This is a genomic window from Flammeovirga sp. EKP202 (assembly GCF_014534745.1).
Taxonomy (GTDB): Bacteria; Bacteroidota; Bacteroidia; order Cytophagales; family Flammeovirgaceae; genus Flammeovirga.
The window spans coordinates 147,214-170,016 of the sequence record NZ_JACVVP010000006.1; the positions used below are offsets into that span (position 1 = coordinate 147,214).

8 protein-coding genes are annotated in these 22,803 nt (G+C 36.3%); all 8 read left to right on the forward strand.

What is annotated here, in order from left to right; all coding sequences use genetic code 11:
• Nucleotides 1-5 precede the first annotated feature (5 nt).
• The 8 genes from IC221_RS05310 to IC221_RS05345 all read left to right on the forward strand — a co-directional run bounded on the left by IC221_RS05310 (nucleotide 6) and on the right by IC221_RS05345 (nucleotide 22,741).
• On the forward strand, nucleotides 6-4,409 hold the full coding sequence (locus tag IC221_RS05310; protein ID WP_188167971.1) for an efflux RND transporter permease subunit: 4,404 nt from the start codon (nucleotides 6-8) through the stop codon (nucleotides 4,407-4,409).
• 144 nt (nucleotides 4,410-4,553) lie between these two features.
• Nucleotides 4,554-5,870: an ATP-binding protein gene (locus IC221_RS05315; protein ID WP_188167972.1), complete on the forward strand. Its 1,317-nt coding sequence runs from the start codon at nucleotides 4,554-4,556 to the stop codon at nucleotides 5,868-5,870.
• A gap of 133 nt (nucleotides 5,871-6,003) precedes the next feature.
• A complete protein-coding gene (locus IC221_RS05320) occupies nucleotides 6,004-7,368 on the forward strand; it encodes an ATP-binding protein (RefSeq protein WP_188167973.1) in 1,365 nt (454 codons plus the stop codon).
• 470 nt (nucleotides 7,369-7,838) lie between these two features.
• On the forward strand, nucleotides 7,839-8,948 hold the full coding sequence (locus IC221_RS05325; RefSeq protein ID WP_188167974.1) for an AraC family transcriptional regulator: 1,110 nt from the start codon (nucleotides 7,839-7,841) through the stop codon (nucleotides 8,946-8,948).
• Nucleotides 8,949-9,188: 240 nt separating this feature from the next.
• Nucleotides 9,189-12,275 (forward strand): TonB-dependent receptor, encoded by a 3,087-nt coding sequence (locus tag IC221_RS05330; protein ID WP_188167975.1) that lies wholly within the window; start codon nucleotides 9,189-9,191, stop codon nucleotides 12,273-12,275.
• 11 nt (nucleotides 12,276-12,286) lie between these two features.
• Complete coding sequence (locus IC221_RS05335; RefSeq protein ID WP_188167976.1) at nucleotides 12,287-13,699, forward strand: RagB/SusD family nutrient uptake outer membrane protein; 1,413 nt, start codon at nucleotides 12,287-12,289, stop codon at nucleotides 13,697-13,699.
• The gene (locus IC221_RS05340) at nucleotides 13,699-15,132 is read left to right on the forward strand and encodes an FISUMP domain-containing protein (RefSeq protein WP_188167977.1); all 1,434 of its coding nucleotides are present in this window, start codon (nucleotides 13,699-13,701) and stop codon (nucleotides 15,130-15,132) included. Before IC221_RS05335 ends, IC221_RS05340 begins: the two co-directional genes overlap by 1 nt.
• Before the next feature lie 28 nt (nucleotides 15,133-15,160).
• Entirely contained in the window at nucleotides 15,161-22,741 is a 7,581-nt protein-coding gene (locus IC221_RS05345) for a S8 family serine peptidase (RefSeq protein ID WP_188167978.1), read from the forward strand.
• The last annotated feature ends 62 nt before the right edge of the window (nucleotides 22,742-22,803 follow it).

Genomic DNA, 22,803 nt, shown 5'->3' on the forward strand with positions numbered 1-22,803 from the left:
CGATTATGTCTATTGTAAAACAAGCACTTGATCATAAGCAGATTATTTTGACCATTACTTTTCTGATTGTGATGTATGGAATTTTTTCTTTGGAAACCATGCCTCGAAGAGAAGATCCGAAGTTTAATATTAGAGAAGGATTGGTTGTTGCATTTTTCCCTGGTGCAAGTAGCACCGATGTAGAGAAAAAAGTAACCGCAAAAATTGAAGATGTTCTTTTTAGTTTTGAAGAAGTGAATAAAGAAAAAACCTACTCAAATTCTAGAGAAGGGGTATTATATGTGGTGGTTGAACTTCAAGATTATGTAACTCAGGCAGATATTTTCTGGTCAAAATTACAAAACCGTCTAAATCTTCTTAAACTTACAGAACTGCCTTCAGGAGTAATTGGCCCTATTGTCCAATCTGACTTTGGTGATACTGTGGCTTTATTAGTTTCTTTTCAAAGTCAAAACAGAAGCAGTCGAGAAATTCAAGGTTATGTCGATGAGTTATGCGATCGTTTGAGAGAGATTTCTTCACTTTCAAAGATCAAAAAAATGGGCTCCAAAAAGGAGTGTTATTACATTAATGTAGATTATAGAAAACTCAGCCAATATAAGATCTATACACCCCAAATATTAGCATCTCTTGCAGGAGAAAACCTTATTGTTCCGTCGGGAAATATCGAAGTAAATGGTATACACACACAATTTATCAGTACCCATCAGTTTTCGACCAAATCGGATATTGAAAATCAAATCATAGCTGTTGGAGCACAAGGTGAAGCGATACGCATCAAAGATATTGCAGAGGTTGAAAGAGGCTTTAAAGAAGATGAACAACATATTAGAGTCAACGGCACTTCTTCAATACTTATCTCTATGGAAATGCAAAACGGTTTCAATATCGTTGATTTTGGAGAAGAAGTTGAAGAAATGATTGAAGGGTATCTGGAATTAATTCCTTCGGATGTCAAGATTGATTTTGTGGTCAATCAACCTGAGAATGTAAAGGAAAGTATTAATGATTTTATTAGAGAATTCTTTATCGCAATTGTTTCTGTAATCATTGTAATTCTTCTTTTATTACCATTTAGAGTCGCTTTGATTGCTACCTTGGCCATTCCGGTGACAGTGGCTTTTACATTTGGAATTTTAGATGGATTGGGTATTCAATTACAACAGGTTTCACTCGCCTCACTTATTGTTGTATTAGGAATGTTAGTTGACGATGCCATTGTTATTGCAGACAACTATGTAGAAAAACTAGAAGAAGATCATGATCCTTATGAAGCTGCCTGGCAATCTGCCGATGAGCTAAAGATTCCGGTTTTTACTGCTGGATTAACTATTGCCGGGGCCTTTTTCCCACTAATTACACTTTCAGGTGCAGTGGGTGAATTTATCCATTCCTTACCATTGACTGTAGCAATTGCCATCAATGCATCTTATCTGATAGCAATGCTTCTCACTCCTTATTTATGTTATACTTTCATCAAAAAGAAATTCGAGAAAAAGGAAAATGGGAAAAAGAGTATGCTTGATTATCTACAACTTTTCTTTGATCATGCTATTGACCTTTCTTTTAAATATCCAAAAACACTTTTTGTATTTTCAACACTTTCATTCTTGGTGGGAGGAAGTTTGTATTTTCTATTGAAACAAAAGCTATTTCCTGCTGCTGAGCGCAATCAGTTTGTGATTGAAATCAGAACTAAAGAGGGAACAGCCTTATCAGTAACGGACAGTATCACATTGGAAATTGAAAAACAAATTCATGGAAATGAAAAGTTAGTAAGCTATGCTAGTTTTGTAGGTACCTCTTCTCCGAGGTTTTATTACAACTATGCGCCCAAATTTCCACAAAGTAATCTTTCCCAATTATTGATCAATACTATATCCAATGAAGCCACCGAGGAATGGGTTGCAGAACTGGAAAACAAATTACCTGATCTATTTCCTCAAGCGGTTGTTGACGTCAGAAAGATGCAGCAAGGCACTCCTTATGAGGCTCCGATCGAATTGAGAATTAAAGGAAAAGATTACACCACGATCCAAACCATTGGAAAAGACATTCGAGACATTTTAGAACGGTCTCCCTATTCTTTTAATGTTAGAAATGATCATTATGAGAATCAATTGAGCATAGAAGTCAATACCATCAAAAATGTTGCTCAACAATTAGGAATCAGTGAAGCCACCATAATGCGACAACTGACAGTTGCCTATACTGGTATGTCGGTGGGGACATTGTGGGAAGGAAATACAGCCTTACCTATTATCATTCAAGATCAATCGGTAAAAGATAAAGATATTGAAGGGCTTAAAAATTTCTATGTCACTAGTATGATTACAGGGGCAAGTTTTCCTTTAATGCAAGTTGCTGAAATCACCCCTGCTTGGATGCCTTCCAATATCAAACATAGAAATGGGGTAAATACGTTAACCATAGAATCTCAAACTAAAGTAGATGTACTCCCTTCACAAGTGATTAATTCTATCAAAGAAGAACTCGAAAACTACCCAATGCCTCATGGTTACACACTAGAAATAGGGGGTGAAGATGAAAGTCAAAGAGAAACTTTTGAAGAAATGAACAATGTGATTCTCTATTGTGTATTTATCATTTTCTTAGTGATTTTAATGCAATTTAAAACGCTCAATCAAGTGGGCATCGTTTTGGCTGCCATCCCACTTAGTGTTTTTGGAGCTTTCTTTGGATTGCTCTTATCGGGATACCCTTTTGGATTCACTGCATTTGTTGGATTAGCCTCACTGATTGGTGTCTCAGTGAGGAATTCTATTATCTTAGTTGATTTCGCCAATGAATTAGTTGTAAAAGAAAATCACACCATCAAAGAAGCTGCTATTGGTGCAGGAAAACGTAGAATCAGACCTATTTTCCTTACAACTATGGCCGCAGCTATTGGTGTCACCCCAATGATCATTTCGGGATCTCCAATGTGGGCCCCTTTAGCCACTGTATTGGCTGTTGGTCTTGTGTTCTCCATGTTTATGACTTTATTAACGATTCCGGTGCTTTATTGGAAATTTGGGATGACCGATGAACTCAAGAAACATATTACTAAAGGTGCTTCTGTCGTCTTAATATTTTTCTTGCTACAACCTCATACATCAAAAGCACAAGAAATAATACAACTAGATCAATGTGTAGCAATAGCCAAAGAAAATAATCAACAGCTACAATTGATTCAGCTCGAAATTCAGAAAAAACAGAAAGAGGTCAACAAAGTCACGGCAAACTATTTACCTACAGTGATGCTTGATGGAGGCCTATTTTGGTACTATCATACGGAAAGAAAATCAGATGTAAGCCTCAAAGTAAATGAACTACCCGTTTTGGGTGCTGTACCACCTATTCCTTTCGGTGCAGAATTCACGCTAGCGGAAAATAATACTTTCTTAGGGGTTGCCAACCTTGGTGTTTACCAACCCATCTCACAAATTTTTAAAATCAAAGCAGGTTCTGAAGTCAAGGAGATTGATTATAAAATAGTCCAGAATAAATATTATGAAGCTGCACAAGAAATCCGCTCCGGAGTATCAAAACTGTATGTAGGTATCGCAATTGAAGAGGCAAAGGTTTCAACCTATCAAGAACAGATTGAATTGATTGAGAAGAAATTAATAGACGTAGAAGTAGGTGTAGAAGCCGGTGAATTATTAGATGTATATGCCATTGGGTTACAAGCTGATTTGTTGGATCATCAATCTAAATTTCAACAATCTAAAATTGATGCATCAAAATATAGATTGCAATTAAACACTATCCTTGATTTTCCTCAAGACTCATTATGGAAGGTTGCTGAAGTGACTTTTGATTCCATTGGTGTAATGGAATTATTGAGTACCGTCAACACCAACTCTGCCATCATTCATGATAATTATAGTGTCAGAGAGTCAAGTTTAATGATCGAAAAAGCGGAGGCAGGGTTAACCTATCATAAAAATCAACATATTCCTGATATCACTTTAACTGCTCAAGGCTTTTACTTTGGTAATATTCCACTTATACCTCAGGCCAATGTATTGGTAGGTGCAACGTTAAGCTGGCCAATATTACAATGGGGTAAAAAGTCTAGAGATGTTGAAATTTCTAAAATTCAGTTGCAACAAGCCAAACTTCAATTGAATGAAAATAAAAAGGAAGTGAGAAGAGACATCATTGTGGTTTCAGAAGAACTTAGGAACGCAATGGTTATACTTCAAACAGCTCAAAAAGCATTAAAATTCAGAAACAGAGAGCTGAAAATTAAAAAGGATGCATTTGATAATGGTCTCTTAAATTATCAAGATTACTCTGATTGTCAAGAGAAAAATCTGGAGAGTAGAACACTAGTTTTAAAAGCAAAAGCGAATGTAATTGTAAAGGAATATGAATTAAGAGGTTTGATCAATAGTCAATAAGAAAGCTCTAAAATTGAAGGATTATAACAATGTTTAGTAGATCAAAGGTGAAATAATCGGAATATTTTACATTTCGCATTTCACCTTGTATCTTATTATGAACCAGTATGATTACCTAATTTTGTTATAAATCGTTTCGCTCCATTGAAAAAATCTAGATTCAAAAAAACATTATCCCTACTTCAAAATATTGGAGTTCATGAGAGATTAGATAATATGATGATCAAAAAAGTTCATCTAGCTAATAACCTTTCATTTATGTGCATGGGTGCTGCAACGATACTATTTCTTATCTCATCAACTTATAACATCCCTCTTGAAGCAAAACTATTTCTTGGTTGTATTGGGCCAGTTCTGTTGACAATACCTACTTTAAATTATTTTAGAAAATACCGTATTGCTCAACTTACCTTTTGTCTATTAGCTCTAGCAATCATATTCTCAATGTGTGTTACCTTAGGACAATCTTTTCATTTTCAATATGTGCTACTCCCTTATCTGGGTCTACCATTTGTCATGTTTGAAGATGAAATTGGTCTTAAAAAGATCATTCTCTCTCTCTTGGGCATACTACTTTTTATTTATCTAGATTGGCATTTTTGTAATTTTGCACCTTTAATAGAAATGACAGAAGGTACTCCCAGAGGTAACCGTTTTCTAACCGACATTCTTATATTCGGTATTGTATTTTTATTATTCTTTTTCTTTATCAATGAGAACAAAAGCTACATCAAAAAACTACAAAAAAAGCAAGATCAACTCGTTGATAAAAATTATGAGTTAGAGCATTTTACCTATATTTGTTCACATAACCTTAGTGAACCTTTACGAACTACTAGTAGTTTTTTAGAGTTTGTAAAAAGGGAAATTAAAGATTCAAATAAGAAATTAGATATCTATTTTAACTATATCAAAGACGAGGTAGAAAAAATGGATAAAATGATAGTAAGCCTCTTAGCCTATTCCAAATTAAGTAGAACCTATGAATTCGAATATGTTAATTTAAATACTACACTATCCTCCATAAAAGTAGAATTGAAAGATGCAATAGCAGCTCAAAATGTTGTGATAGATCATGATACCTTCCCTGAAATCATTGCAATTCCCTCTCTGATTAAAAAGCTTTTCAAACATCTGATTTCTAACTCCATCAAATATCATCGAGAAAATACAATTCCTAAAATTACAATTACCTGTAAAGAAAAGCCTCATTATTGGAAGTTTAGTATAAAAGATAATGGCATAGGTATTAGCGATGATAATCAACATAAAATTTTCAATATGTTTACCCGACTTCATTTGGATACTGAATATGAGGGTATTGGGGTTGGATTGACTTTTTGTAAAAAAATCATTGAAATGCATGAGGGTAAAATACAGGTAGATTCAAAGTTAGACAAAGGAAGTGAATTTTATTTCACTATTAAAAAAGTACAATACCCAAAGGCCTTAAATTATTGAAAATTGCATGATTATAACATTGTATAGTAAAAGAGAAATGAAATCAAATTAATCTTTTATATTCTTTAAATCTCATTGTATATTAAGGTACAACCAGAAAAAACCTAATACTCATTATTAATCCCTTATTTTATTGAAAAATTTAAGATTCAAAGAATTTGTACTCACACTTCAAAATATTGGAGCGCATGAGGGATTGGACGCTGATACGGTCAAAAAAATTCATTTAACCAACTCCATTGCCTTTTTAGGATGTGCATCAGCCTTAGGAATGCTTTTCTATGCGTTTGCTGTAAATACTCCATTTTATGCAAAACTAGTCACTGGATTAGTAATTCCTGTAATCATGGTGATGCCACTTCTCAATTATTGTGGTAGATACTATGCGGCAAGAGTAGTACATTGTATTATTTCATTATTTATACTAATAACTGTCGCCATTGTATCTGGCCCTGCCTTACATTCTCAGTTCTTACTTGTACCTTATTTAGGTCTGCCTTTTATTCTATTCGACGAAAAATTGAATAGAGTAAAAGTATTACTATCATCTGCAGGTATTATTGGTTTCATTTATTTAGAGTGGCATTTCAAACATTTTGAACCCTTAATTGTACTGGATAAAAGTATTGTATGTGAGACCCGATTACTCAACGAAATTATCCTTTTTTGTTTCATTATTGGCCTTTTTTACTTTTTCACATCAGAAAGTAATAAGTATTTAGAAAAACTAAAAAAGAAGAATGAAGAGGTAGAAGAAAAAAACAAAGAATTAGAACATTTTGCTTATATCTGCTCTCATGATTTGAGTGAACCGCTACGAACTGTTGATGGTTTTATTGGTATCATAAAAGAAGAGTCAGATCCCAAAAATGAAAAATTAAACACCTATTTCCATTATGTGCAAGAAGCCAACAAAAGAATGAATACAATGATATTAAGTCTTTTAGCTTTTTCGAAACTACAAAACAAAAATTCCTACCAAATCACAAATAGCCAAGATATTATTCATGAAATTGAAGTGGATTTAAATCAATTGATACTAGAAAAGGAAGCCATGATTGAATATTCTTTTTTGCCTACAATCCACGGCCTACCAACACAACTCAAGCAAGTTTTTCAAAATCTGATCATTAATGGAATTAAATATCAGCCACCAAATGCAAAACCGATCATTAATATTACTTGTGAAGAAACACCCGACTATTGGGAATTTTGTGTTGCAGATAATGGCATAGGAATAAAAGTGAAAAACCTAAAGAAAATCTTTCATATGTTTACTCGCCTTCACTTAGATGATGAATTTAAAGGTCAGGGTATTGGTTTGTCATTTTGTAAAAAGATTGTAGAAATACACAAAGGAAAAATTTGGGTAGAATCTGAATATAAAAAAGGCAGTCAATTTTATTTTACTATTAAAAAAGATTTACCCATTGAGATCAATAAAATACCTACTAAAACACTACACTATAAACCCAAAAGCTATAAAAATGTAGATTAAGACGTGCATCATGACTGAAATCATGGGCTTGTGATACGAACTCCGACAACACTCAAGTGTTACCTACGTTATCAACCTTCAAGACTAAAGTATTGATGAGGTTGTTTTACCACCTGTCTATAGTTTTAACTAGAAAGCAAGAAACAGCCAATTACTTTTATCCTTGTAATTATAATTGGGATTCAAAAGAAACAATCCCTCATCTCACTTTTCCGACAATTCTATATATGATAATTCACCATTAAAAGTTAATGTAATCACAGCTTGCTTAATACCTTAATAGTACTCACTCAACTTTTTTATGAAAATAAATCTTAGATGTAAGACTAAAATAAGGAGATTTTTTTCTTACATTTATTATTCGATTTCAACTACCAATTTCCTTATTTTCTCTTAATGATTGATAACAATATACTTTTGTTCCATTTTAAATATTGTTATTTGCAACATTGTTACCTTTAAAGATACTTATGATACATCTATTGTCTATACTAACATTAATAGGTGCCGCCAATGGCTTATTTTTGTCGGCCTATCTCTATATGCATAAGAAGCTTTCATTACTTGGAAGATTATTGGTCCATACCACTTCTATCTGGTCTTTTATTGCCTTAATTTTCTCATTAATGCATATCAACCCCTTCCAGAACTATATTATTTTATCTTCCATAGGTTCTTCAGCCACCACTTTTCTCTACCCTTTATTGTACCTGTTTTTAAAATATGGGTGGAGTGAGGAAATAAAATTCAACATCAAAGATGTCAGACATTTTATAACACCTGTAGTCTTTTTCTGTTTATCCCTCCCGATTATTTATTGGGATAGTGTGTTTAGGGTAACAGGGCAACATATAGAATTGATCGAATATGTAATGCTCGTCAATCAGAGTCAAGATATTATTAATGTTCTTTTAGGGTACGGCTATTTAATTTACTTCTTAATACAAATGAAAGAAAAAGATGAATTAAATACTCTTGCTTTACCTCCTACCCATAGACAAATCTTTTATAAGTTAACATACGCCTATTTAGGGGTCCATACCATTGGAGTAATTGGTATTGTAGGTAATTATGCAGGCTTTGGCAAGTTTGTGATCTATGCTTTTGATATTTATTATATCGCCTTTATTATCACGCTTTATTATATTTTCCATTGGGTTATTTCTAATAAACTAACGGTACTTAACCCCTCTTCTAAAGCCATGATCTTGAAGAAACAAAAAGATACCACCGCTCAAGTACAGGAGGATATTGATTTGATCATTCAATATGTAGAATCAAGCAAAGCCTATTTAAGAAATGATTTTACTTTGGTAGCGCTAGCCAAGGAAACATACTTGAATAGGTCTAGAGTTTCTATCGCCATCAATGAAGGATTAGATATGAACTTCAATGAGTTTATCAGTGATTATAGAATCAAAGAAGCTCAACGTATCATGAAGACGGAAGAAGGTGCTCAAATCAAACTTGAAGTCCTTGCTAAAGAAGCAGGTTTTAATTCAAAGACTACTTTTAATAGAAGTTTTAAGGAGAAGACGGGGGTTACACCTAGTCAGTATAAGGAGAATATCTTTCAATGATAAAGAACTAATAATAAGACCCTTATACAATTTGAAACACGTACCATATTTTCTGAAACCTCATTTTTTTTATCTGATACACGATTCATTTACAACATTTACAAACATTTATTTCCGCCGTTTTACTTTGCGTTCATCAATTGAATTAAGAGACAAAAGAATAGATCCGTTTTATCCTTTTGAATTTAATTAGGAAATCGACCAGTTCAAGTATTTAACATTATTCGATCAATCTGACGCATGAACAAACTAAAGTTAAACGGTGTTTTGACTTGGATTTTGATGTGCATTACTTTCGTAGCTAGTGCTCAGGATTTTCAAGTGAAAGGAACCGTTAAAGAAGCGACAACCGGTGATCCTCTTCCCGGAGTAAGCATATGGATTGATGGCACCAGTATAGGGACAACTTCTAACATTAATGGAGAGTTTTCTTTAATGGTAAAATCCATCGAAGACAAATTACATTTCTCTTTCATCGGCATGGAAGAACAAATCATTACAGTAGGAAACCAAGTGGGTTGGAACATTGTAATGTCTGCTGATCATGAACAATTAGAAGAAGTTTTGGTAGTAGCCTATGGTGTCTCTGATAAGAAATCTTTTACAGGTGCTGCTGAAACTGTTGATGGAGAAACCTTAAAAACTAGGCCTGTTGCCTCTGCTGCTAGTGCATTACAAGGCAGTACATCAGGTGTGCAAGTGACTTCCTCTTCTGGAACTCCCGGTGCTAGTCCGACTGTAAGTATTAGAGGTGTTGGTTCAATGAGTGCTAGTTCTTCTCCTCTTTATATTATTGATGGCGTTCCTTATGATGGAATCGGCACTATCAATCCCAACGATATTGAATCCATGACTGTACTAAAAGATGCTGTTTCTGCTTCATTGTATGGATCCAGGGCCGCTAATGGCGTCATTATGGTCACTACAAAAGGTGGTAAAGCACAAGAACATAGTAGACTGACGGTAGATACTCAAGTGGGTGTTACTTCATTGATTTCCAATGGCTACAAACTCATGGAGTCCGATGATTATTATAAAATGACTTGGAAAGGTCTTTATAACAATCAGATTTATCTTCATGACAAAACACAAAATGAAGCGGTGCAATACGCTCATGATAATGTAAAAGAAATTGCGGGCTGGAACCCTTACAGCATTGATCAGCCTTTCAACTCTGATGGTAGTATCAGAAGCGATGCCATTTTAACAACCAATACGGATTGGAGAGATGCAATGTACCAAACAGGGTTAATTCAGAACTATAACTTAGGCTTCTCTCACTCCACCGAAAAAACTAGGTACTACCTTTCGTTAGGTTATTTTGATCAAAAAGGACATGTAAAGGGAACTGACTTTAATAGGGTTTCTGGTAGACTGAATTTAGAGCATCAAATTTTACCTTTCGTAAAAGTAGGAACTAATAACACGATTGCTTTTTACACTCAAAACAATCAACCCAATGGTACGCAAGGTGCTAACCCTGTAAGGTCCGTGGAAATCATCAACTCCACTACCCCAATTTACAACAAGGACGGCTCTTATAACTGGTACAACACTGCTGTACTGGATTTTAATCCATTGGGTTTGATTGAAAAAGACATTTATAATTCCAAGGGCAATAATATTTCATCAAGCCTGTTTTTACAGTTCGATATTACCAAAAACCTGAATTTCAGGTCTACGGGAAGTATCAATTACAATCATGGTACTGGTGTGGTTTATTATAACCCTGAACATGGAAACGGTGCTGGTGTAAATGGTCGTGGTTCTAAAACAAGCGATCAAAGCACTGCGTTAAACTGGTCCAATGTTTTGACATGGGATAACACTTATGGTAAAAATCACGTCAATGCAATGGTTGGGCAGGAAGCTTACCAAGTGAAAACAGAAGGTGTATATGCAGAATCTACGGATTTTGCGATTGGTGGCAACCCTCATTTGGGTATCGGGGCAAAGCCTGAAGCCGCTTATTCTTATACTGGTAATCGATCATTACTATCGTTATTTTCTCAAATCTCCTATGACTTTGATTCGAGATACTACCTCAATGCTAGTGTTAGGACTGATGGTAGTTCTCGTTTTGGAGAAAATAATAAATATGGTGTTTTCCCTTCCCTTGGAGCAAGCTGGAGAGTAACGCAGGAAAGTTTTATGAACCTCAGTTGGCTGAATGAATTAAAACTTCGTGGTAGTTATGGTTTAACGGGTAATGACAAGATTGGTGATGGTAATTATTTAGCCTTATATGCCCTTGGCAATAACTATGGCGACAACCCTGGCATGACTCCTATTCAATTGGCGAATCCAGATCTTCAATGGGAAAAAATGACTTTGATGAACGTGGGTGTAGATATGCGATTTATCAATAGAATTAACCTCTCAGCTGAATATTTTATCAAAGATTCTGATGGACTTTTATATGCTAAACCGATCTCTTACAGTAAAGGATTTGGTACGGTTTTGACCAACATTGGAGCGATGCAAAACAAGGGTATTGAAATCACGCTTCATACGGAAAATATCATCAAAAACAACTTCCAATGGAGCACTGATTTGAACTTGACAAGTATTAAAAGTCAAATCCAAAACATCGGTACCGATCAATTAGTCAGTGGTAATTATTTATTGAAAGAAGGCGAATCTTGGTACAGCTTTTATTTGAGAGAATGGGCAGGTGTGAACCCTGAAACAGGACAACCGATGTGGTTTGTGAATGTAAATGATACGCATGAAGAAAATGCTGAAATGCCAGAAAGTGCTTTTGATGATCCACACGGTTCAGGTCGTAAAGTGACATCAGAATACAATGATGCCTACAGAGTGGTCAACGGTTCTGCCCTGCCTACATTGTACGGTGGTTTGACGAACACTTTCAAGTACAAACAATTTGACTTTTCTTTCTTAATGTATTTCTCGGTTGGAGGAAAAATTTACAATTCAGATTACGCCAAAAACATGCACGATGGGGCTAACCCAGGTTATAATTTAGCCGATGACGCTAACAATGCCTGGACTCCTAACAACAAATACACAGACGTTCCAAGGTACATTACAAATAACGAAGACAATGGCAATCAGTCTTCCACAAGGTATCTTGAAAATGGTGACTATTTAAGATTAAAGAACATCAACTTCGGTTATAACCTTTCAGCGGAAGCTTGTAAAAAAATCCACATCCAAAGTTTAAGAGTGTATTTCTCTGGTGAAAACCTATGGACACTTTCCGACTTCAAAGGATTTGACCCAGAACAATCATTATCTGGTGCTACCAACGATAATGTGCCGGGTGTAGCTACTTATTCTATTGGTTTCAACTTTGGACTTTAAAAATAAAATCAATGAAGACGCATTTATATATACTCATCTTCGGTATGATGATATCCTTAACATCATGCCAAGACTTTCTAGAATATCAACCTTCCACAGAGGTCTCTCCTGATGTCGCTTTTGAATCATTAGAAAATGCACAAGCCACATTATTAGGTGCTTATGACCAATTGGGTTCACCCTATTTTGATGGTCTTTATGTTCCTATGCTCAATGATATGATGGGAGAAGATTTACTGATCAATTCTGACAATAACTGGGGATGGTTTGTAAAGGTGTATCAAATGGAAATGTTACCCAATTACCAATGGGTAGAAAATCCGTGGGCTGTAGGTTATAAAGTAATCTATGATGCCAATATGATAATTGCAAATGCTTCTAACATCAAAGGAGCAAGTGCATTAGAAAAGAACGAATTGATAGCACAAGCTAGAGCATTGAGAGCCTACTGTTATTTGAACTTGATTCAGATGTATGCAGAAAGCTATAAAGAGAATCCTGAAGGGTTGGGTGTTATCCTTAGAACGGAACCTGCTTCGGCTGAAAGTGAGGATTTAGGAAGAGAAAAAACATCTACAATTTATAACCAAATAATAGAAGACCTTTTGTGGGCTGTAGACAATATGTCTGAATCAGAGTACAAAGGTTTCTTAGATCAAAGAGGTGCAAATGCCTTACTTGCCAGAACGTATTTAGTGATGGAAGATTGGGAAAATGCAAGTGCCCACGCCAAAAAAGCTTATGATGGATTGGTACTGATGAGTTTTGAAGAAATGTGGGGAGGATTTATGTTGTTTGATAATAATCCTGAAACAATATTCTACTTAGACTACACTCGAACAGACAACAATATTTATCTCTCCCTGCCTTCTTTTTACTGGCCAGAATACGGTTACAGCAGTGTAAGAGCAGATGATGTCTTTTATGAGCAATTCGAAAATCAAGATATCCGAAAAGGCTTTTTTGATTTGTATGAACCCATCGATGCCGACAATTATTTAGTATTGAAATTTGGACATAATGAAGCACTGGGAAATGCACATATGATCAAAATCAGAGCTTCAGAAATGTACTTGATTGATGCAGAAGCACAGGCAGAATTAGGAAATACAGAAGAAGCGATTGAGGCCGTTTATAAAATCATGCAACGCTCTAATGGAGGAGCGATAAAACCAACTGAAACGGGTGATGCTTTAATTGATGTCATTTTGAACGAAAGAAGAAAAGAGTTGTTTGGTGAAGGACATCGCTGGTTTGATATCAAAAGAAGAAGTCTGCCTTTTGTGAGAGAAGGAAAGCATTGGTCAAAATGGAATTTCTCTTCTTCTGACAATGATTATTATCGTTTGACCTTCCCGATTCCTCAGGGAGAAATTGATGCAAATGAGAACTTAAACAACGACCAACAAAATAAAGGATACTAATGAAAAACCTAATTCGATCAACATTCATCGGCTCCTTACTTGCTTGTAGTTTATCCAACTGTACTACCCAAGAAGAAACACCCGCTTTACCAACTCCCAACGCAGGTGGTGATCAATTGGAATTGGCCAACTATGGGTATGAAACAAATATTGGAGCCAATGAATTAAAAGAAAATCAATCTGGAAGATGGAGAATAGTAAGAGGTGAAAATGGGGAAGTGACGGAGGAAAATGCTCCTAATACCATCTTCAAGGGAGAACCGGGAGAGCTTTACACTTTGGAATGGGAACTTTCATCGGGTGAGCAATACAAGACCGACTGGATGGACATCAGTTTCAAGGCTTTGGAAAATCAGATCTACTCCACATTTGAAGATACCATTAGAAATAACTTCAAAATCCAACTCCATGGTGACAGCACTAAATATGGAGAAGTAGGAACATGGAGTATTGTGAGCGAAGATACATCAGGTTATTTTGAAAATATTCATGACCCTAAAACCGCATTCGTAGGCCAACCAAACAAAACCTATACTTTGGAATGGAAGCATGTTTACGGTTCAAAAGAGGCCAAAGATGAGATGACAGTGCACTTTGATTCTTTGAAGGCTTTTGCTGGTGAAGATCAAATTGGTATTGTCACAAAAGAGGCCCCTCACTATTTCACTTTACAAGCTCATTTGCCAGGAGGTGCATCGGGTTCTTGGAAATTATTGAGTGGTGAGCAAGGCACGATCGTCTCTCCAACTGTTCCAAACTCTTTGTTCAATGGTATTTTAAATGAAGAATATACGTTAGAATGGACTGTTGAAAAGGGAGAGCATATAGACAAAGATACTGTCACTTTATCATTTGGTGGATTGTATACCACATGGACTGATACTAGAGATAATAAAACCTACAAAGTGATTCGAATTGGTGACCAGGAATGGTTTGCTGAAAACTTTGATTTTGAATTCTACACAGGGCAAGCTTCATGGTATTATGGCCAAGCCGCTGAAGCTAGAATTAATACGGGGGCTCCATTGACCACTGATGAAGAAAGAAAAAGATACGGAAGATTATACACTTATGTAGGAGCTTCCTTGGCTACTCCCGAAGGATGGAGGTTACCTACTTACGAAGATTACTGGACTCTGGTAGAACGGTTTAATGGACAAAGTTACGCTGGTGATTCTTTCAGAGAAGGTGGAGACAGTGGATTGAACTTAATCATGGGTGGATTTTTTGAACCTCAAAACTTAAGATATGATCCTCACTTTGGTCAAATCGATCAATTTGCCCGCTATTGGGTAGCATTGGAAGAAGGCGAATCACCAGAAACAAGTTTAGGAAGCGTAATGCAAATGAATGAAACCCCTATTGTGGGTATTGCTCCTATCAATACTGGCTATGCAGTTTCGGTAAGATATGTAAGAGACGTCCAAAAATAGACCAATTCAAAAAGAAGAAAATCAACTTATGAAAAATAGTATCATACTACTATCCATCCTCTTATGGGGATGGACCTCCCTACTCTATGCTCAAACTTCAGAGGTTGAGGTAGAAGAAGGAGTAATTCGAATGAAATTTACATCAGAAATTGCACAGACTTTCAGGACTATTGAGTTGCCAAGTACAGACTCAAGAGTCAACCTGACCGGAGTTACTGCAATTGATAATTTCAACAATAATCAGAACATAAAGAGCTTTAAAAGGGTGTTCCCATTTTCATTACAACATGAAGAAAAACACCGTAAACATAACCTGCATTTATGGTATGAAGTCACTTTCGACAAAAATATCAGCCCTATGCAGATGGTTCAAAACTATAAACAATTAGGTGGTACTCAAATCGTCAAGCCCGTTTATAAGAAAAGCTATATTGAACCCAATCAAAAGTTCATTCCGGCAGAAATGAACAGCAATCAAAGAACACAATCTTTCACTTTCAATGATCCTTTGATCGATCAGCAGTGGCATTATGAAAACGATGGTACGAGAGTGGGTGAAGAAGATGCAGATATTGATTTGGCGGAAGCTTGGAAAACCACAACAGGAACGCCAAATGTGGTAGTTGCAATTGTAGACGGTGGTATTGATACCAATCACGATGATATTAAAGGAGCATTATGGGTCAATGAAGCAGAGTTAAATGGAGAACCGGGAGTTGATGACGACCAAAATGGCTATGTTGATGACATCAACGGTTATAATTTCGTGGCAGGGGGCAATGTATCAGCGACTGATCATGGAACACACGTTGGTGGTACCGTTGGCGCTAGAAGTAATAATGGTATTGGCGTAGCGGGTGTTGCAGGTGGTGATGGTACTGCAGAATCAGGTGCACGTTTAATGTCATGTCAAATTTTCTTGCAAGCCGGAGCTTCTTCGGGTGCAGAAAATGCTTATGTCTATGCCGCTGATAACGGTGCTGTCATTGCACAAAGCAGTTGGTCGTACAACTCTGTCGGGTTCTATGAAGAAGAAGTCATGGACGCTATTGATTATTTCGTAGCGGAAGCTGGTCATTATGAGGGTTCTCCAATGAAAGGTGGGATTGTTTTCTTCTCCGCAGGCAATACGGGAGCACATCAATTAATTTACCCAAGTGCCCACGAAAACGTAACAGCCGTTGCTGCTTCTGACCCTTTCCATATGCCTACTCAATATACTACACATGGTGAATGGGTCGACATTTTGGCTCCTGGTGGAGCAACGTATGAGCAAGAAATTGAAGGTGTATTGAGTACTGTACCAGGCAACAATTATGCTTATTTTCAAGGTACCTCAATGGCCTGCCCACATGTATCAGGTGTAGCCGCTTTAGTACTTTCTGAGTTTGGTCATAAAGACTTCACACCAGAAGAATTAAGACAAAGAATTGTAGATTTCTCCGCTCCTTTTCATCCAGACATGCACGAGTATTGGAATGGTTTAGTGGGTAAAGGTATTTTAAATGCCGTTAATTCTCTTTCTGTCAATAATGGTGATGCCCCTGAAGAAGTAATCCTTCAAGCTGAAAATGTCTTACACAATGAGTTTGATGTCACTTGGAATGTTCCTAGAGACCCCGATGATGGTGAACCTGCTTACTTCTATGTATGGTTTAGTGATCTTCCACTAACGGAGGATAATTATCAAAATCTACAGCCTTACGTTTTTGAAAACAACCTAAAAGAAGGTGATCAATTTACGCTTTCCATTGGAAATACCAGAGAGGGATTAGATTTCTATTTTGCCGCCGTTGCTCAAGATAAATGGGGGAATACATCTGAACTCTCCAACATTTTAAAAGTAACAACTGCGGAAGCTCCTCGATTAGTTTTAGCACAAGACAGTATTTTCTTAACAGTTGATGTTTCTAAACAAACTTCTTTGGAGACTTCCTTATTTATAGAAAATACCAAAGGAGGAACATTAAAGTGGGATGCTTTTGCAAAAAACTACGGTTATATTCCTGAAGAAGATCTTGAAGAGCCTACACAAGATGGATCAAACGGTTTGGCTTCAATTTCTTATGATGAAAAAGGATTACCAACACTCAATTTACACCTTCCTACAAAAGAAAAACAAATTGGTTATGCTTCTCCAAACAGTAATTTGACAACCAATATTGCTGTTCAAAATATTCAACGTGAAGATCATTTCTATAATTACCCTCAAATCACAGATTACAGAGCAGGTTTATTTTATGATAGAGATGAATGGCCTACGGAGGCATTAGGACCAGAGACGGCAAAAACAGTCAATTTTGTCCATGCCACACGTTTTGAAATTACTTCTGATTACTCTTTTAACTTAACGCACGTTGGAGCATTCTCTTATATCACCAATACAACGGAACCTATTATCGTTGAAATTAGAAAAGGTGAACCGGATGCTCCAACTAATGCGACTACAATTCACACTCAAGAATTTACACCTACAGAAGAAGGCTTAGGTTGGATCGAAATTCCATTGACAAAAAACTTCCGTTTTGAAGACAGTGAAGTATTTTGGGTAGTCATGCATCACCCACTTGGAGAAGAATTCCCGATTACGTCTAACAGAGATTACACCGGAAACCCTGGCCGTATGTTCTGGATCAGTAAAAATGGTGGACGTACTTTCGAAGATGTACAAAACCTATCCGGTGGCATCTGGTATTATCTCTTAAAAGTAAGAGCATTGAGTACAGGAAATGACGGAGCTTGGGCGTATGTTGATCCAGTTAGTGGTGAAGTAGGTCCTTATCAGTCTAGTACTCCAGCATTAAAATTAGACCCAAGTTCATTAGTCAACGGTTCTCATAAAACAGCGGTTGGTTTTTACACCAATGACCCCAACTACCCTGCCGCTACCATCTTTGTAGATTTGACTGTAACGGGGCAACAACCTGAATTGGACTATCCATCGATCAATGCCCTTCAAAATACATTTACAAATGTGTTGGGAAGACATAGTATTGATATTAAAAATACAGGGTTTGGAGATTTAGTGATTTATGATGGATCAACAGAAATAGAAGGTCTTGAAGTCAATATTTCAGATACAGTAAGAGTGGATTATAACGAAACTTATTCTCTTCCCCTTCACTACACTCCTGCTTCATTGGGTATGCAACAAGGGTACGTAACATTGAATACAAACATCGGTGAACTACAATTACTAATCACTGCCAATGTTGCTGACCCAGCAGTTCTCACCGTTTCAGAAGAAAAAATAGTATTAGAACAAGAGTTTGATGAGGCCCCTTTCTCTACTACTTTCACCATTAAAAATGATGGCGACTATCCATTGGAATACAGGATTCCAACGGATCTTTTTGAAAAGTACACGGCCAATCATAATGAATTAAGAGAGCTGTTTGAAAACGGCTGGTATCCTTCAGGTAACAGAGATGGAAAGCCTCGAAATGTGGAATCTATTTATACTTATATCACAAGTGATGAAGAAGATGGACCAATTGCGGGCACATTCACCGATATCTCAAAAACAGGTACAAGCATTAGACACTTGACTATAGGTTTCTTGAATGCAGATAATATTCCAGTTGGTTTCAAATTCCCGTTCTTTGATGGCACTTACGATCATATCAATATCAACCCTGATGGTGTAGTAGGTTTCGGTAAAATATGGACAGGTGGTATGAGTAAAGATTTATCATTCCCATATACTAATACTTCGGAAGCATCTATTGCATTGCTCTGGAAAAACTTCGACCCAATGTACGATTACAGAAATCAGGAATGGGGCGGTGATATTTTCTATGAAACAAAAGGGGATCAATTTATTATCCAATATGATAATATAAAATCATTGTCGCAAGAAGGTAGAATGACGCTTCAAGTCGTATTATTTAAGAATGGTGATTTTGAATTAAGATACAAAGACATTGAAAAAGCGGATTGGTACAATCAAGCGTTGGTTGGTATTCAAAATATGGAAGAAGACTATGGTATCACAATTCAATCCAGTTCTGCCAACAAGAGAGAATATGATTTTGTATCTCCTTTGAAAGATGAATTAATCATCCGTTTCCAACGTCATGAAGATGCTCCATTTATTGTTGAAGCAACACCAAAAGCTGGTTTATTATTACCAGGAGAAGAGCAAGAAATCACTTTAGAGATTGATGCCCAAGCATTCAGGTTATACGATGGTCTTCATCTAAATAAGCTCTTTATTTTCAATAATGGAGTAGATGAAATTGCCGAATTGGATATTGAATTAACAATCGCCGGTGAATTAAATCTTGAATTAGAGAAAAGTGAGATCACTTTTGATCCTCTGATCGAAAACCAAACTGCAAGCGATTCCATTGTATTTGAGAATACAGGTAGCAAAGCGGTGGAGATAGTTGCAATTAGTGACTTGGAACATTTTGAATTCACTACACAATTGCCTTACCCGATCAACCCTGAAAGCAGAAATGTATTGGAGATCAATTACACTCCTTTAACTTCTGGAAGTCATACAGAGGAATTCATCATCACATTATCAAATGGGGAGGAATACACAATCCAATTAAAAGGAAATGCCTATGAAAATCCTTCTCCATTATTATCACAAGCAAGCTTTGAAGTTGAATTAGAGGCAAAATCAAGCAGTACAAAATCATTCACTTTAACCAATCAAAGTAGTGATCATGAGCTATGGTATACTCTTCAACCGAAAGGTCAAGTACAATCATTGGATTTAGATTATACTTCAGTAAGCCTCTTCGATACCCTTTCTTTCTTATATGGCGTAACGGATACACAAGAGGACGCTCAACCGATGTTGAATTACACTTGGGAGAATATTGTAAGTCCAGAAAATAAAATTGAAGTTCAAACAGACGCTTATTATGAAATCGAATTACCATTTGCATTTATGTTCTATGGAGAAGAATATGAAAAAGTTTGGATGAACGAACACGGTTTCTTAACGGTAGTTGAGCCTGAGGTTTCTACTTCAAATACCTATTCAATTTTCGAAAAAGACGATAGTCAAAAAGGCATGATTGCTCCACTTTGGGCATTATTTGAACCTAATCCTTCTATCCCAACAGCTGGTCTTTATTATAAAACCTATGAAGATTACGCAGTTTTTGAATGGTATGATATGACGTCTCAGTTTGGTTTTGCTATGCCAGGTTCAGCCACTTTCCAAGCGGTATTATTCAAGACAGGACAATTTGAATTCAGATATAATAAAGTGGACAACTTTGATGGTGAATTTAACTTTGGTATCGAAAGTCCTGACGAAAAATATGTGCAAGACCTTGGTAGAGCAGGTGTAGACTGGGAACAAATATTTGGTGAAGATTTTAATGATGATAGAAGCATTTTATTCACTCCGCCGTCAAAAGGAACTTTACAGCCAAATGCCTCTAAAGAGTTCACTTTACTTTTCGATGCTCAAAACCTTTATGATGGCACGTACATCGATACAGTTTATGTATTAAGTAATAGTGCAAAGGCAGATTCAATAATTAGGGTTCCCGTAACTTTTAAAGTAAATGGTGCCCCTGCCCCACAAATTGATGAAACTTTAGCATTGGGAACCATCTATTATGTTGAAAATGTGGTTACCACTGATACATTATTCATCAACAATACTGGAACAAAGCATTTTGAAATTGATTCATTAATGTATGATTCGGAAGCTGATTTTGAAATTACAACCATTTCAGGTGGAACCATTCAAAGGAACAAAGACGGAAGAGTATACACAAAGTTAGAAATCCCTGCTAAGGGCCAACTTCCTTTATTAATTCATTATACTCCTCAAGGTTTAGAAACTCTTTCTGAAAATATCACGGTAGTCGCTGACAATGGTTACAGACAAACCACACAACTTACTGCTGAAGTAGTAAAAGCTCCAAGCATCAGTGTTTCTACTACAGATACCACTTTCCAAAGTAATCTAATTGATTTGATTACAGCTCAGTTCTCTGTTTTCAATAAAGGCGTTTCTGATTTGGAGTACGAAGCAGAGGTCATTTATAAACTAAAAGAAGGACAAGAGCTTCCTGAATTAAAAGAAGATGAAACACTTACTTTTGCGGATTCAGTGGTTTCAGAACACATCAATAATACGGTGGCCGCTGGCTACTGGGCAAGTTTAGGCGGTGCTCCTACAAGTGTGGCTTCAAAAATGAAATCTCCAAAAGGTGGATTTATGATGACGCACGTAAAATCCAATGTGAACTATATTCATGAAGCAATGTATTCGGTTAGAGTAGAAGTTTATATTGGTGGAGATGAACCATTGGAAAGTAATCTTTTACATTCGGAAGACATCGAATTCCAATCGATTTATGGTCACACTTGGATGCTTTGGGAATTGGGACAGAGTGTATTTATTCCTGAAAATACCGACTTCTGGTTAGTGATTCACCACCCTCCTCTTTATTTCCAAGTGGGTTTTGAATTTGACTATTCTGATGATTATAAGTTTGAAGACAACCTAGTAAGTTTTAATCAAGGAGAAGAATGGGGATTTGATCCATTAAACCCTCGTTTATGGAAATCTAGAGCATTGTCACAAACTGCCAATGAAGGTTGGTTGTCATTAGATCAGCATCAAGGTACAGTAAAGCAAAATCAAAGTTTAGCATTCAATGCCTCTGTCAATAATGAGTTTTTGGGTAATGGTGATCAATGGGCCATCATTCGATTAAAAAGCAACGATCCTATTGAGCCAGAAACTGACATCAACTTCTATGTCAACACCAACAAAGCACCAAACTTTGAATATGTCCCGGTATCAGAAGACGAAAGCATTACGCTTTATGAAGGAAGTGACAGCACATTCAACTTTATCATTACCGATCCAGAAGGAGATGCGTTGACTTACACATTAGATTCAACTATTGATTTTGGTGTAATTCACCCAATCGATGAAAAAGTAGTTCAATTGACTTTCTCTCCTGACTATGAAGATGAAGGTCAATATGAAGTTCGATTTACAGCTACGGATGAATTTGGCGCTGAAAAGTCAGTTCAGATACCGGTAGAAGTCATGAACAGCAACAGAGTGCCAGAAGTAATTCAAATTGATGACATCTTCTTAAATGCTTATAGAGAGGAATTAGAATTAATCAATATCACTGACATCGTTTATGATTTAGATGAAGATCAATTGGGTGTATTTGTTCAAAACTTCAATCCTGACTTAATCGAGTTGGCTTATGGTGATGATGAAGTGATTATCATTCCTAAAGAAGAAGGCATTGCATTAATTGCTTATGGGGCCGATGATTTTAATGGTGGTTTCTCTTACAAATTCGCTTATGTAGTTGTAGAAGGATCAGTTACAGGAACGGAAGGTGAATTAGAATACACCATCAAAACCTTCCCGAACCCCGCCAATAATGTATCCAACATACAGATGGATTTGATGAAATCATCACAAGTAGAAATCCAGCTTTTCAACCTTCAAGGTCAGAAAGTAAAAGAAATATATCGTGATACTTTACCTACCGGCACACATCTCATTTCAACGGATGTGAATCAACTCAACTCCGGTATATACCTCTACAGATTAATGATTGATGCACAACAAAAAGAAAGCATCAAGTTGATTGTAGAATAATCAGAATTATCTGGGGGAGAACGTCTCTCTCCCCCACTTAAAAAACAAATTTCTATTCATTT

What these genes read in the sequence shown, in the direction of transcription:
- IC221_RS05330 (WP_188167975.1), top strand. Translation starts at nt 9,189, where the DNA reads ATGAACAAACTAAAGTTAAACGGTGTTTTGACTTGGATTTTGATGTGC.
- IC221_RS05310 (WP_188167971.1), top strand. Translation starts at nt 6, where the DNA reads ATGTCTATTGTAAAACAAGCACTTGATCATAAGCAGATTATTTTGACC.
- IC221_RS05340 (WP_188167977.1), top strand. Translation starts at nt 13,699, where the DNA reads ATGAAAAACCTAATTCGATCAACATTCATCGGCTCCTTACTTGCTTGT.
- IC221_RS05345 (WP_188167978.1), top strand. Translation starts at nt 15,161, where the DNA reads ATGAAAAATAGTATCATACTACTATCCATCCTCTTATGGGGATGGACC.
- IC221_RS05325 (WP_188167974.1), top strand. Translation starts at nt 7,839, where the DNA reads ATGATACATCTATTGTCTATACTAACATTAATAGGTGCCGCCAATGGC.
- IC221_RS05335 (WP_188167976.1), top strand. Translation starts at nt 12,287, where the DNA reads ATGAAGACGCATTTATATATACTCATCTTCGGTATGATGATATCCTTA.